This window comes from Ancalomicrobiaceae bacterium S20 (assembly GCA_040269895.1).
In the GTDB taxonomy this organism is placed as follows: Bacteria; Pseudomonadota; Alphaproteobacteria; order Rhizobiales; family Ancalomicrobiaceae; genus Methyloraptor; species Methyloraptor flagellatus.
The window spans coordinates 1,476,176-1,491,596 of record CP158568.1; the positions used below are offsets into that span (position 1 = coordinate 1,476,176).

The 15,421-nt window shown below is 68.5% G+C and carries 10 protein-coding genes and 2 tRNA genes; 7 read left to right on the forward strand and 5 right to left on the reverse strand.

Annotation, left to right across the window (positions count from 1 at the left end; genetic code table 11):
- The first annotated feature begins 568 nt into the window (after positions 1 to 568).
- The 3 genes from lon to ABS361_06935 all read left to right on the forward strand — a co-directional run bounded on the left by lon (position 569) and on the right by ABS361_06935 (position 4,163).
- Positions 569 to 2,995: an endopeptidase La gene (gene lon, locus ABS361_06925; GenBank protein ID XBY45966.1), complete on the forward strand. Its 2,427-nt coding sequence runs from the start codon at positions 569 to 571 to the stop codon at positions 2,993 to 2,995.
- A gap of 476 nt (positions 2,996 to 3,471) precedes the next feature.
- Entirely contained in the window at positions 3,472 to 3,747 is a 276-nt protein-coding gene (locus ABS361_06930) for an HU family DNA-binding protein (GenBank protein ID XBY45967.1), read from the forward strand.
- Positions 3,748 to 4,087: 340 nt separating this feature from the next.
- Positions 4,088 to 4,163 (forward strand) — tRNA-Val (locus tag ABS361_06935).
- Between the two features lie 124 nt (positions 4,164 to 4,287).
- Here ABS361_06935 and ABS361_06940 read toward each other — a convergent pair.
- The 3 genes from ABS361_06940 to ABS361_06950 form a co-directional block, all read right to left on the reverse strand.
- Positions 4,288 to 5,478: an MFS transporter gene (locus ABS361_06940; GenBank protein ID XBY46839.1), complete on the reverse strand. Its 1,191-nt coding sequence runs from the start codon at positions 5,476 to 5,478 to the stop codon at positions 4,288 to 4,290.
- Between the two features lie 275 nt (positions 5,479 to 5,753).
- The gene (locus ABS361_06945) at positions 5,754 to 7,181 is read right to left on the reverse strand and encodes an HlyD family type I secretion periplasmic adaptor subunit (protein XBY45968.1); all 1,428 of its coding nucleotides are present in this window, start codon (positions 7,179 to 7,181) and stop codon (positions 5,754 to 5,756) included.
- Positions 7,182 to 7,184: 3 nt separating this feature from the next.
- Positions 7,185 to 9,128, reverse strand: coding sequence for a type I secretion system permease/ATPase (locus tag ABS361_06950; protein ID XBY45969.1), 1,944 nt, complete (start codon positions 9,126 to 9,128; stop codon positions 7,185 to 7,187).
- A gap of 345 nt (positions 9,129 to 9,473) precedes the next feature.
- Between ABS361_06950 and ABS361_06955 the strand changes: the two genes are divergently transcribed.
- On the forward strand, positions 9,474 to 9,866 hold the full coding sequence (locus tag ABS361_06955; protein XBY45970.1) for an MbcA/ParS/Xre antitoxin family protein: 393 nt from the start codon (positions 9,474 to 9,476) through the stop codon (positions 9,864 to 9,866).
- Positions 9,826 to 10,602, forward strand: coding sequence for an RES family NAD+ phosphorylase (locus ABS361_06960; protein XBY45971.1), 777 nt, complete (start codon positions 9,826 to 9,828; stop codon positions 10,600 to 10,602). The genes ABS361_06955 and ABS361_06960 overlap by 41 nt, the downstream gene beginning before the upstream one ends.
- Positions 10,603 to 10,666: 64 nt before the next feature.
- On the opposite strand, the gene ABS361_06965 is transcribed toward ABS361_06960, so the two are convergent.
- Positions 10,667 to 10,741: transfer RNA gene (locus ABS361_06965), tRNA-Lys, on the reverse strand.
- A 447-nt stretch (positions 10,742 to 11,188) separates the two neighbouring features.
- On the opposite strand from ABS361_06965, the gene ABS361_06970 reads away from it, so the two are divergent.
- Positions 11,189 to 13,057 (forward strand): diguanylate cyclase, encoded by a 1,869-nt coding sequence (locus ABS361_06970; GenBank protein ID XBY45972.1) that lies wholly within the window; start codon positions 11,189 to 11,191, stop codon positions 13,055 to 13,057.
- A gap of 24 nt (positions 13,058 to 13,081) precedes the next feature.
- On the opposite strand, the gene ABS361_06975 is transcribed toward ABS361_06970, so the two are convergent.
- A complete protein-coding gene (locus ABS361_06975; protein ID XBY45973.1) occupies positions 13,082 to 14,068 on the reverse strand; it encodes an alpha/beta hydrolase in 987 nt (328 codons plus the stop codon).
- Positions 14,069 to 14,484: 416 nt separating this feature from the next.
- On the opposite strand from ABS361_06975, the gene ABS361_06980 reads away from it, so the two are divergent.
- Entirely contained in the window at positions 14,485 to 15,366 is an 882-nt protein-coding gene (locus ABS361_06980) for an SDR family oxidoreductase (protein XBY45974.1), read from the forward strand.
- Positions 15,367 to 15,421: the final 55 nt, after the last annotated feature.

A 15,421-nucleotide genomic window follows, 5' to 3' on the forward strand; every position in this document is an offset into this window, starting at 1 on the left:
GTGCTCCGTAGGGTACTTCTCGTGATTGTTTGGCTTTCAACTGCAACCGAGCAGACGGTAGCGCGTTGTATGCAATAGCGCAAGCGGCGGGTGCATCGCATGGGCGAAATCGGCCGGCGCGTGCAGGCGAAGATGCGGCCGAACCTTGGCTGTTCTGGGCGGGGCGCCGTCGAATCTCCGGCAGGCCCGGTGCCGGTTCCGTCGCTTCGCCGCGCCGCGGGCGGAGGTCATCCACCGGTCGTCCCAGATGCACCCAGCGGAAGCGTCTAGAATTGCTAGGTAATTTTCAGTGTCTCAATTCGTTCACACAGTCCTCGCGTCGTTCTTGACACCCCCCCGGTCGAGCGCCACCTAATAGTCTCGAACGGTGGTCCGGGAGGACCGGCGGCGGGCCTCAGGGACGCCGGCGGTTCGGCCGATGAAGGGACTGAAACGGGAGCGCGGATCGGACTGTCGTCCGGTCGACAGCGGGCTCGGCGGAAGGCCCAAGGACCGCCCGCTCGGACGGTCCGAGGATCGAGCGCCCGCTCGCGCCTCTGAAACGTCCGGCGAGAAAGGACATCACGCAATGACCGTCGAAAGCACCCGGTCCGGCGCGGGCTCCGCCGGGACGGACGTCTACCCGGTTCTTCCGCTCCGGGACATCGTCGTCTTCCCCCATATGATCGTCCCGCTGTTCGTCGGCCGCGAAAAGTCGATCCGCGCGCTCGAACAGGTCATGCGCGCCGACAAGCAGATCCTGCTGGCGACGCAGAAGAACGCCTCCGACGACGATCCGGCCAAGGACGCGATCTATACGGTCGGCACACTCGCGAGCGTGCTGCAGCTCCTGAAGCTGCCCGACGGCACCGTGAAGGTGCTGGTCGAGGGCGCCTCGCGCGCGGAAATCGTCGCCTTCACCGATCGCGACGATCTCTACGAGGCCGAGGCGCGCGCGCTGCCGGAGAGCGTCGGCCCGCGGGTCGAGATGGAAGCCTTGGCGCGGTCCGTGGTCTCGGAATTCGAGAACTACGTGAAGCTCAACAAGAAGGTCTCGCCCGAGGTTCTCGGCACGGTCACGCAGATCGACGACCACTCCAAGCTCGCCGACACGGTGGCGAGCCATCTCGCCGTGAAGATCCCGGAGAAGCAGGAGCTGCTTGCGATCGTCTCGGTTTCGGAGCGGCTCGAGAAGGTGCTCGCCTTCATGGAGTCCGAGATCTCGGTGCTCCAGGTCGAGAAGCGCATCCGCTCGCGCGTCAAGCGCCAGATGGAGAAGACGCAGCGCGAGTACTACCTGAACGAGCAGATCAAGGCGATCCAGAAGGAACTCGGCGACAACGAGGACGGCCGCGACGAGCTGGCCGAGCTCGAGGACCGGATCAAGAAGACCAAGCTCTCGAAGGAAGCCAGCGAGAAGGCGATGGGCGAGCTGAAGAAGCTGCGCCAGATGTCGCCGATGTCGGCTGAAGCCACCGTCGTGCGCAACTACCTCGACTGGCTCCTGAATATCCCGTGGGGCAAGAAGTCGAAGCTGAAGCAGGACCTCGTCAACGCGCAGGCCGTGCTCGACGACGACCACTACGGCCTCGACAAGGTCAAGGACCGCATCGTCGAGTATCTCGCCGTGCAGGCCCGCGCCAACAAGCTGAAGGGGCCGATCCTGTGCCTCGTCGGCCCTCCCGGCGTCGGCAAAACTTCGCTCGGCAAGTCGATCGCCAAGGCTACCGGCCGCGAGTTCGTGCGCGTGTCGCTCGGCGGCGTGCGTGACGAGGCGGAGATCCGCGGTCATCGGCGGACCTATATCGGCTCGATGCCGGGCAAGGTCGTGCAGTCGATGCGCAAGGCCAAGAAGTCCAACCCGCTCTTCCTGCTCGACGAGATCGACAAGATGGGCATGGACTTCCGCGGCGATCCGTCGTCTGCGCTGCTCGAAGTGCTGGATCCGGAGCAGAACGGCACGTTCATGGACCACTATCTGGAGGTCGAGTACGACCTCTCGGACGTGATGTTCGTGACGACCGCGAACACGCTGAACATCCCGGCGCCGCTCATGGACCGCATGGAGATCATCCGGATCGCGGGCTACACCGAGGACGAGAAGCTCGAGATCTCCAAGAAGCACCTGATCCCGAAGACCATGAAGGACCATGGCCTGAAGGAGAAGGAGTTCACGATCGACGACGACGCGCTGCGCCAGGTCATCCGCCGCTACACGCGGGAGGCCGGCGTCCGCAATCTCGAGCGCGAGATGGCGACGCTCGCCCGCAAGGCGACCAAGGATCTCGTGCTCAAGAAGAAGGACGTCGTGCATCTGACGGCCGATAACCTCGAGGACTATCTCGGCGTGCCGCGCTATCGGTACGGCGAGGCCGAGCGTGAGGATCAGGTCGGCGTCGTGACCGGTCTTGCCTGGACGGAAGTCGGCGGCGAGCTGCTCACGATCGAAGCCGTCATGATGCCCGGCAAGGGCAAGATGACGGTGACCGGCAACCTCAAGGACGTGATGAAGGAATCGATCTCGGCGGCGGCGTCCTACGTCCGCTCGCGGGCGATCGACTACGGCATCGAGCCGCCGCTGTTCGACAAGCGCGACATCCACGTCCACGTGCCGGAGGGCGCGACGCCGAAGGACGGGCCGTCCGCCGGCATCGCGATGGCGACGACCGTCGTGTCGGTGATGACCGGCATTCCGGTGTCGAAGGACATCGCCATGACCGGCGAGGTCACGCTGCGCGGCCGGGTGCTGCCGATCGGCGGCCTCAAGGAGAAGCTGCTCGCCGCATTGCGTGGTGGCATCAAGAAGGTGCTGATCCCGGAGGAGAACGCCAAGGATCTGGCGGACATCCCCGAGAACGTGAAGTCGGAGCTCGAAATCGTGCCGGTCTCGCGCATGGAGGAGGTGCTGAAGCACGCCCTCGTGCGCATGCCGGAGCCGATCACCTGGGAAGAACCGGCGACTTCTGCTACCGCCGTGGTCGCGGAGGACGACGCGGCCGGCATCACGGCGCACTGACGCCGCCGACGGGCCGGGCCGGCACGATTCGCCGGTGCGGCCCGGATCCTGACCGAATGCCAACACCGAGCCCCGCAGGCCGCCGCCTGCGGGGCTTTTTCACGATCGTCGATACGGTTGGTTCGGGATTTCGGACACGTTCACGCAGAAACGGTCGGAAAACAGCCGATTCTATCGAGAATTCGCTTGCGGTCCGGCCGTTTTCGGGGCTTCTGGCAGCCGGACGTGGCGGGTGGCGCTCGGGTGGTTTCGGGCGCGGCGTCACGGGCGAAGTCCGGGGCTGCACGGTCTGCTCGACCGTCCGGACCGGCCGTCGGGACCCAGCCGTTGCGGCGCGGATCCCGGCGCGGGCGCAAGTCCGATCGGCGCGATCCGCGCCGGTCGAACGACTTGCGGTGACAAGGACAAGGGAGCGATGGCGGATCGGAGCCGATCCGGATCGCTCCACGAGTTGCAACGAAGGAAGGAACTCCGCGATGAACAAGAACGACCTGATTGCCGAGGTCGCCTCCAAGACCGGCCTGACCAAGGCCGCGGCTGGCGAAGCCGTCGATGCGACCTTCGAGGCGATCACCAGCGCGCTCAAGGGCGGCGACGAGGTGAAGATCGCCGGCTTCGGCAATTTCGTGGTCGCCACCCGCGCCGCTTCCGAGGGCCGCAATCCGCGCACCGGCGAGACCATCAAGATCCCGGCCCAGAAGGCCGCCAAGTTCCGGGCCGGCAAGGGCCTCAAGGACGCCGTCAACGCCTGAGGCGGACGGGGATCCTGTCGTCCGCGGGGAAGCGCGCTCCGGTCTTGCGACATGGACGCTGCGACGATGCCCCGGGCGAATGAACTGCACGAGGGCCGATCGGCCCTCGTGCCGCTTTCCGGGACCGGCTGCCGCATTTCGAGCCGGCGTGCCGCTTTCCCGGTTCGCGTGCAGCGATCCCGGCCAGACCAAAACCGGCCAGACTGAAGCCGGCAGGCTGACGGTGGCGGGCTGACGGCGGCGAGACCATTGCGCCGGGTTCTCGGGACTGCCATAAGGGCCCCGATGGTCCGGCGCTTTTCGTTTGCCGTCTCCGTGCGCCGTTTGCCGGACCTTGGACGGGCGGTTAGCTCAGTTGGTAGAGCGCCTCGTTTACACCGAGGATGTCGGGGGTTCGAGTCCCTCACCGCCCACCAGATCCAACGTTTTCAACGACCTGTGTGGCTAAATACCAGTGTGTCCTGCTCGTGGTTGGTCGCCGGTCGCATCAACGGGCCCGCGCGGCGGCCTCGGTTCGCGTCGACCGGGCGGCTTCGCGGTTCAGCCGTGGCGCAGCTTTCCGACATTCGGCAGGAACCAGGTCAGGAGCCCGAGCGCCGGCAGGAAGGCGCAGAGGTTGTAGACGAAGCCGATCGAGGTCCGGTCGGCGATCTCGCCGAGGATCGCCGCGCCGAGGCCGCCCATGCCGAAGGCGAAGCCGAAGAACAGGCCGGCGATCATGCCGACCTTGCCGGGCACCAGATCCTGCGCGTAGACGACGATCGCCGAGAAGGCCGAGGCCAGGATCAGGCCGATCGGGATGGTCAGCGCGACGGTCCAGAACAGGTTGGCGTGGGGCAGGGCGAGCGTGAAGGGCAGCACGCCGAGGATCGACAGCCAGATCACGAACTTGCGGCCGAACCGGTCGCCGATCGGGCCGCCGAGGAAGGTGCCGACCGCCATCGCGGCCAGATAGACGAACAGATAGAGCTGCGCGTCCTTCACCGACACCTTGAACGTGTCGATCAGGTAGAAGGTGTAATAGCTCGCCATCGAGGCCGTATAGAAGAACTTCGAGAAGATCAGCACGGCGAGAATGGCGATCGAGCGGACGACCACCGGGCGGGGCAGGGCGGCGACCTTGGCGGCGACCTTGGCCGCGCCGGCGCTGGCGCGGCGCTTGGCGCGATACCAGAAGCCGACGCGCGACAGGATCATGATGCCGGCGAGAGCGACCACCGAGAACCAGGCGACGCTCTTCTGGCCGTTGGCGAGCACGATGTAGGCCGCCAGGATCGGCCCGAGCGCGGTGCCGGCGTTGCCGCCGACCTGGAACAGCGATTGCGCGAGCCCGTGCCGGCCGCCGGAGGCCATGCGGGCGACTCGCGAGGATTCCGGATGGAACACCGCCGAGCCGGTGCCGACCAGCGACACGGCGAGCAGGATCATCGGATAGGTCGAGGCGATCGACAGCAGGAGCAGGCCGCAGAGCGACATGGTCATGCCGATCGCCAGCGAGAACGGCTGCGGGTGCTTGTCGGTCCAGAAGCCGACGACCGGCTGCAGGATCGAGGCGGTCAGGTAGAAGGCCAGCGTGATCATGCCGATCTGGCCGAAGTCGAGCGCATAGTCCTGCTTCAGGATCGGGTAGATCGACGGGATCAGCGACTGGATCAGGTCGTTGAGGCCATGCGACAGGCTGATGAACAGCAGGATGTCGAACTCGGTCCGGCGCACGGCGGGGGCGGCGATGGGGGTCGCGGCGGGCGTGGCGGACGAGGAACTGGGCGCGGCGGCGTCGGTCACGGCGTATTCTCCCGGCGATTGGATGCCGTCGTGCTTCATCTGTCCGGACGCGGGCCGGAAACGGCGGTGTTTCCTCGCACGATCACGACGGCGCGGGAAAGGCGGTTTCGCGCAGGGCAGTTCTTCCGGCGCCAAGGCTCGCGCAGATGTGTAGCCGCGGCGCGCCAGATCTCGTCGAGTACGGCCGGGCGGTTCGGCGACCCGGCCGTGAACGGCGGCGATCAATACTCGCGGAAGCTCTTGTGGATCGAGTCGTAGAACGGCTTCACCAGGTACTGCAGCACGGTCCGGCTCTCGGTCGCCACGATGACGTCGGCGGGCATGCCGGGGGTCAGCTTGCCGCGCAACTCCTCCGGTAGCTTGGCCGGGTCGACCCGCACGCGCGCCTGATAGAAGCTGCCCTGCGGATTGCGCTCGTCGACCATCGAGTCGGCCGAGATCGCCTCGACCCGGCCGAAGATCACCGGCGTCTGCCGTGACTTGAAGGTCGGGAAGCGCACCTCGGCCTCGAGGCCGGTATGAAGGTGGCTGACGTCGAAGGGCGACACCCGCACGGTGACGACCAGATCGTCGTCGATCGGCACGAGGTCCATCACCGCCTCGCCGGGCTTCAGCACGCCGCCGACGGTATGGACGCGAATGTTCTGCACGACGCCGGCGATCGGCGCCTTGAGCTCGATGCGCGAGAGCACGTCGCGGGCGACGCGCAGCTTCTCGGCCATGTCGCCGATCTGGATGCGCACGTCGCGCAGACCCTGGGCGGCCTCTTCCTGAAGCTTCTGGTCGGCGAGATCGATCTGCAGATTGGTCTCGCCGATGGTCTTGCGGGCGCGGGCGATCGCCGACTGGACCTCGCCGAGCTTGCCCTCGTAGACGTCGCGATCGCGGCTCAGCTGGTTGAGCCGGTTCATCGGGAACAGGCCCTTCTCGGCGATCGATCGGATCTTGGCGATCTCCTCGGTCAGGCTCATCAGCTGTCGGTTGACGGCGGCTTCCTGCGACTGGAAGCCGGAGATCTCGCTGTCGGTCTGCTGGATGCGCGCTTCGAGGATCGCGAGCTGGTTCATGAACGAGGCGCGGCGTTCGCGGAACTGGTTGCGCTGATCGTTGAGCACCGCCGCCGTCTCGGGGTTTTCGCGCGCGCGGGCGAGCAGATCCTCGGGGAAGGCGATCGCCTCGGCGCGATCCATCTCGGCGCGGTGGCGGGCCTCGAGCGCCAGCAGGCTGTCGAACTGCTTGCCGAGGATGTCGGCGTTGGCGCGGGCCTGCACCGGCAGCATGCGCACCAGCGGCTGGCCGGGCACGACGCGGTCGGCCTCGCGGACCAGGATCTCCTCGACGATGCCGCCCTCGAGATGCTGGATCGTCTTTCGGTTCGATTCCGGCGCGACCACGCCGCTCGCGATCACCGCGCTCGACAGATCGGCGAAATAGCTCCAGGTGAAGAAGAACAGGAACACGGCGCCGATCACCGCATAGCCGAAGCTCGCCGCGCCCTCGACGTTGGTCGGCCGCTTCGGCACGAGGTCGGAGGCGGCGGCGCGGACGGTCGAGATCGCGCTGCCGATCTTCTGCGCGGGCGCCCCGCCTGTCGGGGCGGCCGACGTTACAGAACCGGATGCGAGCGCGGGGGCGGGCATCTGAGCCATGACTCAGCCTCTCTCGGCGCGGCGGAAGCCGGCGACTTCCGACGCGGGCATCTTGACCACCGGCACGCGGCCGATGGCGGTTCCCTGGGGGGTGACGGCGGCGGGGGCGGCATTGACGACCATCACCGGCGCCGGCTGCATGCCGCCGTTCGGAATGGCGCCGGCGGGGCCGGCGCCTTGCGGCATCATGCCGGGCTGCATCGGCTGGGCCATGCCGACCGGCTGGAAGCCGGGCTGCGGCGGGCCGCCCTGGACGGCACGCGGCGCACCCATGACCTGGGTCAGAACCTTGTCGCGCGGGCCGAACATGCGCACGAAGCCCTGTTCGAGCACCAGGATCTTGTCGACCAGGCCGAGCAGGTTGACCTTGTGGCTCACCACGATGACGGTCTTGCCGCGCGTCGCGAGCCGCTTCAGCGCCTCGGCGAGCGCCTCCTCGCCGGCACCGTCGAGGTTCGAATTCGGCTCGTCGAGCACGATCATCGCCGGGTCGCCATAGACCGCGCGGGCGAGGCCGACGCGTTGGCGCTGACCGCCGGAGAGCACCGCGCCGCCTTCGCCGATCTGGGTGTTGTAGCCCTCGGGGAGCTGCTGGATCATGCCGTGCACGCCGGCGAGCTGGGCGGCCTCGATCACCGCCTTCTCGTCGACCTCGCCGAAGCGGGCGATGTTCTCGGCGATCGTGCCGGCGAAGAGCTCGACGTCCTGTGGCAGGTAGCCGATGTGGCTGCCGAGCTGGACAGGATCCCAGTGCCTGAGTTCCGAGCCGTCGAGCCGCACCGCGCCGCCGGCGGTCGGCCAGACGCCGACCAGGATGCGCGCGAGCGTCGACTTGCCGGCCGCGCTCGGGCCGACGATCGCCAAGGTCTCGCCCTCGCCGAGGCTGAAGGAGACGTTCTTCAGGATCATCGCGCGCGAGCCGGGCGCGCCGGCGACCAGGCTCTCGACCGCGATGGCGCCGCGCGGCTCCGGCAGCGTCATGCGCTCGGGCTCGGCGGGCAGGCGATCGAACAGGTTGTTCAGCCGGGCGAGCGATTCGCGCGCGGTCTTGAAGCCCTTCCATTGCGAGACCGCGCCCTCGACCGGGGCGAGCGCGCGGCCGACCATGATCGAGGCGGCCATCATGGCACCGGGCGAGATCTCGCGCTCGATGGCGAGCCAGGCGCCGACCGCCATGATCGCCGACTGCAGGAACAGGCGCACGAACTTGCCGGTCGCGATGATGATGCCGGCGCGGTCGGAGGCGCGGCTCTGCCAGCCGATCATCTCCTCGTGGCGCTCCAGCCAGCGGCGACGCAGGTCGCGCTGCATGCCGAGCGCCAGAATGACTTCGGCGTTGCGGAAGGTGGCGTTGACGAAGTTGCTGTTCTCGTTGCCGGCCTTGCCGGACTCGGTCAGCGGCTCGCGCACGGCGAACTCGGTCGCGAACGTCAGCGCGATCAGGATCGCCGCACCGATCAGCGCGACGAGGCCCATCAGCGGGTGCAGCAGGAAGCACAGGAACAGGAAGATCGGGAACCAGGGCGCGTCGCAGAGCGTGATGAAGCCGGCGCCGGTCCAGAATTCGCGCACGGTGTTCATGTCGCGCAGCGCCATCGCCGGCGTGGTGTTGCGCTGGAGCAGGGTCGCGCGCAGCGCCGCGTCGAAGGTGTCGGCGGCGAGGATCTCGTCGAAGCGGTTGCCGGCGCGGACGAGCACGCGCGAACGGGCGAATTCGAGCGCCGCATAGGCGACATAGACGCCGGCGAGCACCAGCGTCAGGAACAGAAGCGTCATCTCGTTGCGGCTCGACAGCACGCGGTCGTAGACCTGCATGGAATAGATCGAGCCGGCGAGCGCCGAGAGATTGATGAAGAACGAGAACACGAGCGTCGGCACGAGCGCCCGCGCAAAGGCGCGGATCGCGATCCGGACCGGGGTTGCCCGCGGGTTCGTTACCGTGCTCAAACGTCCACCTTCCGGCCTGCAGTTCCGTCCGCGACGGATTTCCGCGATGTGTCCAAGGCTTGAGCCTCGGAATCCGTGTTTCCGGACGTGTCGACTGTGTTCCAGATTGGTTAATGAATTACGTTAATGCACCGTCAAGGTTCGGTCAGGTGGGTGGGATGCTCGGCCGTTCCCGGTGTTGCTGCGCCTCGGGCGGTGCCTTTGCAGTTTTGCGGGGTGCCGGCCGCCCCCGACCGCCGCCGTGCAGGGGCGGCGAGCGCTGGGCGCGGCGAGGCGATTGCGGGCATTTCTCTTTCCTTCGGAAGTCTCTTGTGCCATATTTTCTTCAGAAAGAGAGGTGTGCCGATGTCCGCCTTGCAGACAGCTCTTCCATCCGCCGTTGCCCCGGTGCAGGCCGGAGCGGTGGTCACCAAGGCCGTGCTCCGGGCGGCGGAGCGGCTGGCGGTGACCGCTCGTGTGCTCGCCGTCGTAATCGGCGTCAGCGAGGCGACGGTGTCGCGCATGAAGCGCGGCGAGTTCGCGCTCGAGCCGGGCACCAAGCCGTTCGAGCTCGCGGTGTTGCTCGTGCGGCTGTTCCGGTCGCTCGATGCGATCACCGGCGGCGACGAGAAGGTCGCCGCGCGCTGGCTCACGAGCCCCAACCTCGCGCTCGATGCGCGACCGATCGAGAAGCTGCAGACCGTGAGCGGGCTCGTCGATGTCATCGCTTATCTGGACGCGCGCCGCGCTCTCGTCTGAGCTGCGCCGGATCGACGGCCTGTGCTGGCGGCTGGTGGAGGCGCAGCATCGGGTTTCGACGCTGAAGCTGACCGATACGATCGCCGAGCAGGTGTTGCTGGAGGAGCTGATCGAGGCGACCAAGCCGGTCGTTCCGCCGGAGTGCCGGTATCTCGACTTCCTGCTCGCGACGCCGTTTCGCTATGGGGCTCCCTATCCGGTCGGCTCGCGGTTCCGGCGGGCAGGGCGCACGCTCGGCGTCTATTACGCGGCCGAGGCACCGCGAACCGCCGTGGCGGAGATGGCGTTCTACCGGCTGCTGTTCTTCGCCGAATCGCCCGAGACGCCCTGGCCGTCGGACGCCGGCGAGTACACGGCCTTTTCCGCCGCGCTCGCGACCGATCGGCTTCTCGACCTGACGGCCGAGCCGCTCTGCAGCGACGAGGTGCTCTGGACCGATCCGACCGATTACAGCGCCTGTCAGGCGCTCGCCGACGAAGCCCGCGGCGCCGACGTCGATGTCATCCGCTACCGGTCGGTGCGCGATCCCGGCGGCGGGGCCAATCTGGCGATCCTCGTCTGCCGCGCCTTCGCGCGCCCCGCACCGATCGAGCGACAGACCTGGCGCATGCGCCTCAGCGCGTCGGGTGTTCAGGCTCTCTGCGAGTTCCCGAAGCAGGCGATCGAGTTTCCGCGCGACGCCTTCGCCGCGGATCCACGAATCGCGGCGCTCGGCTGGGATCGCGGGCGCTCGTAATGTGCCTAGGATGTCGAAGGCGCATGCGGCGATACGCGACGTTCGAGCCACGGCACGGAAATATTGGTGAGCCGGGCGGGGATCGAACCCGCGACCACATGATTAAAAGTCACGTGCTCTACCGCTGAGCTACCGGCCCATCGTCCCTCAGCGGCAAGACGCCCGGCGGCGCGGGGCCTCGGGCGCATCTCGGCGGGTCTCTCCGCGGGGACGTCCGCGCGATGCCCTCGGGCCTCGGTCGCGAAGTGCGGCGGACCATAAGGTCAGCGTCAGGAAGGGTCAAGCGCCCCGTCACCCTGATGCCTCGGCGGAGGACCGGGATCGAGCGGCGCGCGGTCTTCGGTCGGATAGTGGGGGGCGCCGTCCTCTTTTGGGCGCTCCGATCAGAACGCGGTTCCCTTCGCGGGGCTGATCCGAGGAAAGTGACGACCTATTCCGTTGGGGTATTAATACTTTCGACATGTTCCGAAGCGTCAATGCGCGACGGGTCGTGGCCGATCCGGCGATCGCGTCGGATTTCGTGGGGCGAGAGCACGCGGTGTCGATGTCGGTGTTGTCGATCCGGGCGGGACGGAAGTTCAGGCTCATGGCGGCCTGTCTGTTCGTCGTGCTCGCCTGTGCGTCGGCGGTCGGCTTTTCGGTCTGGCGCGAGTATGTCGCGCGCGACGGCGAGATCCGCAATGCCGAGGCCGAGATGTCCAATCTCGCGCGCAGCCTCAGCCAGCAGGCCGAGGACACGATCGAGATCGCGCATTCGGTCCTGAACGGCCTCATCTTCCGGGTCGAGAACGAGGGCGCCGCCCCGCGCACGATCGCGCGGCTCACCGAGTTCATGCGCATCCGCAAGGCCACGATCCCACGCATCAAGGGGTTGTTCATCTACGGCCCCCATGGCGAATGGGTCGCCAACAGCGAGGGTGTGACGGACCCGGCCTTCAACGAGGCGAGCCGCGATTATTTCACCCATCATCGCGACCATGACGACCACGAGCTGCTGATCGGTCGGCCGGTGCGTAGCAAGATCGACGGTCGGTGGGTGATTCCGCTGTCGAAGCGGTTTCGGGCGCAGGACGGCGGTTTCGGCGGGGTCGTGCTGGCGAGCATCGAGGTGGCCTATTTCCGCGATTTCTACGCCGGCTTCGGCATCGGCGAGCGCGGCGTCATCGGGCTCTATCTGAACGACACCTGGACGCTGGTCCGATATCCGGAGCTCGGGGGGGCGATCGGCGCCGACATCTCGCCGGTCGTCGCGTCCGAGCCGGCGCTCGATCGGTCGTTCCGGCAGGGCACCTACCGGATGCGCTCGCGCTGGGACGGGCTCGAGCGCGTGGTGGCGTTCAACCGTAGCCAACGCTTTCCCGTCATGGTCATCGCGGCAAAATCGCTCGATGACGTCCTCGCCGAATGGCGCGACGGCGCCACGCACCGGCTCGCCGTGTCGATCGCCATGGCGCTCCTGTTCGGCGCCAGCGGTATCGTGATGCTGATCGGCGTCCATCGCCGGCAGGGCCTGGCGGCCCGGCTCGCTGCGCGCGATGCCGAGTTCCGCCTGATCACGGAAGGGGTCGGCGATCTGGTCGTGCGGATCGCGGCCGACGGGACGCTGACCTATGTGTCGCCCTCGGCCGGCCACGTGCTCGGCTGGGAGGCCGAGCGACTGGTCGGCACCTCGGCTCTGGCCGGCGTCCATCCCGACGACCTCGATCGGGTCCGCCGCGATATCGCCGCGCTGCTCCGCGGGGCGGTGAGCGTCAGGACCATGAGCTATCGCAATCGCCACAGGACCAAAGGGTTCATCTGGGTCGAGACCACGCTCAGGGTCATGGCCGACAGCAGCAGCGGCACGACGGCCGGCTTCGTCGGCGTCACCCGCGACGTGTCGGTTCAGAAGGCACTGGAAGCGCAGCTCGCCGATCTCGCCACCAGCGACGCGCTGACCGGCATCGCCAATCGCCGCCGCTTCGACGAGGCGATGGAGGCCGAGTGGCGGCGCTGCCGGCGCCGGCAGACCTGTCTGTCGGTGCTGCTCGTCGACGTCGACCGCTTCAAGGCGCTCAACGACCACCTCGGTCATGCCGCGGGCGACGTGGCCCTGCGCGGCATCGCGCAGGCGCTGGCGTCGGCGGTACCGCGCGCCGACGATCTGGTCGCCCGCTATGGCGGCGAGGAGTTCGCGGTCCTGTTGCCCGACACCGACGAGGCGCAGGCGGCCCAGATCGCCGAGGTGATCCGGGCCACGGTGGAGGCGGCCGGTATCAGTCACCCGACCGCGCCCGGCGGTCGGGTCACGGTCAGCGTCGGCACCGCCACCGCCTCTCCCAACCATGCCTTCGCGACGATCGAAACCCTGCTCGCGGCCTCCGACAGCGCGCTCTATCGGGCCAAGCGGGACGGGCGCAACCGCGTCGTGGCCGGTTCGCGGCTCGCGGCGCTGCCGCGCGAGCGAACCGCCTGATCGCGCCCGTCTTCTCGCCGCCGCTCAGCGCATGATCACCTCGGCGAGCCGCGTCTGGGCCTCCGGCGCATAGTGGATCATGTGGCCGACGTCGGGCAGGACCTCGAGCCGGCTGCGCGGGATCGCGCGGGCGAGCTCGGCGGACTGACGATCCGGATCGCAGACCCGGTCGTCGTCGCCGGTGACGATCTCGACCGGGACGCCGATCTCGCCGTAATGCGCCGCCAGCCGGCGGGCGGCCGGCACCATCATCGCGCTCTCCTCGGCGCTGGCGCGGATCTGCGACGGCCGGAAGCACATCTCGAGCGGGAACAGCCGCCAGAAGCGCTCCGGCACCGGCCGCGGCGCAAAGATCGTGCGCACAATCCGCTTGGCGATGGCGCGGGCGACCAGCGGCGACACCGTATGGCGCAGCATGTCGCCGACCACCGGCAGCGCCGGGGCCGAGAAGAAGGCGAGATCGGCGCGCGCGGTCGGGAAGTAGTAGCCGGAAGCGAGCACGATCTTGCTCGCCTGCGCGGGGTGGCGCAGTCCGAAGGCGGCGGCAATCAGCGCCGCCCAGGAATGGCCGACGACGATCGCGCGCTCGACACCGAGGCCTTCGAGCAGCGCCGCGAACAGGTCGGCCTCGGCCTCCGGCGTCCACTCGACGTTATGCGGCCGCGCGGAGTGGCCGAAGCCCGGCCGGTCGGGCGCGATCACGCGGTGGGTGGCGGCGAGCCGATCGATGAGACCGCTTGCCTGCCAGTCGGCGAAGCAGGCGCCGTTGCCGTGCAGGAGCAGGATCACCGGCCGATCGACCGAGCGGCGGCCGCTGTCGAACACGTGCAGGCGCACGCCCTGGACGTGGATCATGCGGCCGGTCGGTGGATGGGCACGCTCCGCACGGCGCGCGGCCGCGTCGTTGATCAGCGCGCCGGCGCCGAACGAGGCGGCGAGGGCGACGGCACCGAGCGCCGGGGAGGGCATGAAGCGGGACCGCTCGGCCGAGCGGTCTTCGGAAAAGGGCATCTGGGAGCTTTCGTCGCGCGTCGTGCGGACGGAACAGCCGCACCGACGCTGGGTGTCGAGAAAATGGGAGCCGCGGTTCGAGACGCCGCGAACATGTCCCGGCTCAACGGTGGGGGCGCCCTTGGCGTTCCGCCCGGGTGTCCCTGACTGGGACCCGCCCTGCGGGCCCCGATGCTTGGCCTTCGGGCCGTCATCGCAACGGTCGCGATCGGCGCATCGGCGGCCGATCCGGGACGAGGCGCGCATCCCGCGCGATCCTCTGTGAAGGAGAACGATACCACAACGAACGTGGCGTCACCATGGCCGCACGCGCCAGTCCAGCGCCGCGGGACGGGCGGAAATGCCGCGGCCGATGCGCTACCGTCGCAAACCTCGGGTTATCGTACCGGTATGACGTTCGGCGTGCGGGAGCTGGTATGGGGCAGGCGGTCGACGGGCAGGGCGTTGCGGAACCGGTCGGGGCGAGGACGGGGCTCGTCGCGCGTCGGCATGTGGTGATCACCGGGGCGGCGTCGGGGATCGGCCGCGCCACGGCCGAACGGCTCGCGGCCGACGGGCACAGGTTGACGCTGGTGTGTCGTCCGGGCACGGAGACGCGGCTGGCGCCCTTGGCCAAGGCGGGCGCGGCGGTGGTCGGCTGCGATCTTTCCCGGCCGCGCGAAGTGGCGCGGCTCGCCGCGCGTCTGGTCGCCGAGGGTGGCGCCGTCGACGTGCTGTTCTGCAATGCCGGCGTGCAGCCGTGGCGGCGCGAGCGCACGCCCGAGGGGCTGGAGCTCGGCTTCGCGGTCAATGTGCTCGCGGCTTACGTGCTGGTGCGCGACAGCCTTCCGTCGCTCCGTCGCTCGAGCGCGCCGCTCGTGCTCGTCACCGGCTCGCTGGTCGAGGCCTGGGGCGCGGTTCGGCTCGACGACCTGCAGTCGGCGCGCGACTTCGATCCGAACCGGGCCTATTGGACCCAGAAGCTCGCGGTGCTGCAGCTCGTGCATCACTTCGCCGGGCTCTATCGCGATGCGGGCATCGCCGTGCATGCGATCGAGCCGGGTATGACGCGCACGGCCTTTGCCCGGCACTTCCGCGGCTTCTATCGCTTCATGTCGATCGTCTGGCGACCGTTCATGCGCCGGCCGGAGGCGGTGGCGGCGGAGATCGCCGCGCTGATCAGCCGTGCCGATCTGCTCGAGACGACCGGCACGAACTGGCACCGCGGCCGGCCGAAGCAGCCTTCGGCCGCGGCGACGGACGCGGTCGCGGCACGCGCCTTGGCGGAGGCCTGCGAGCGGCTGGCGGCGGTTGGCTGAGCGCGCGCCCGGCAGATGTCCGGACTGGCGTCGGGGCAGGGCGCCTCCGCCGAAA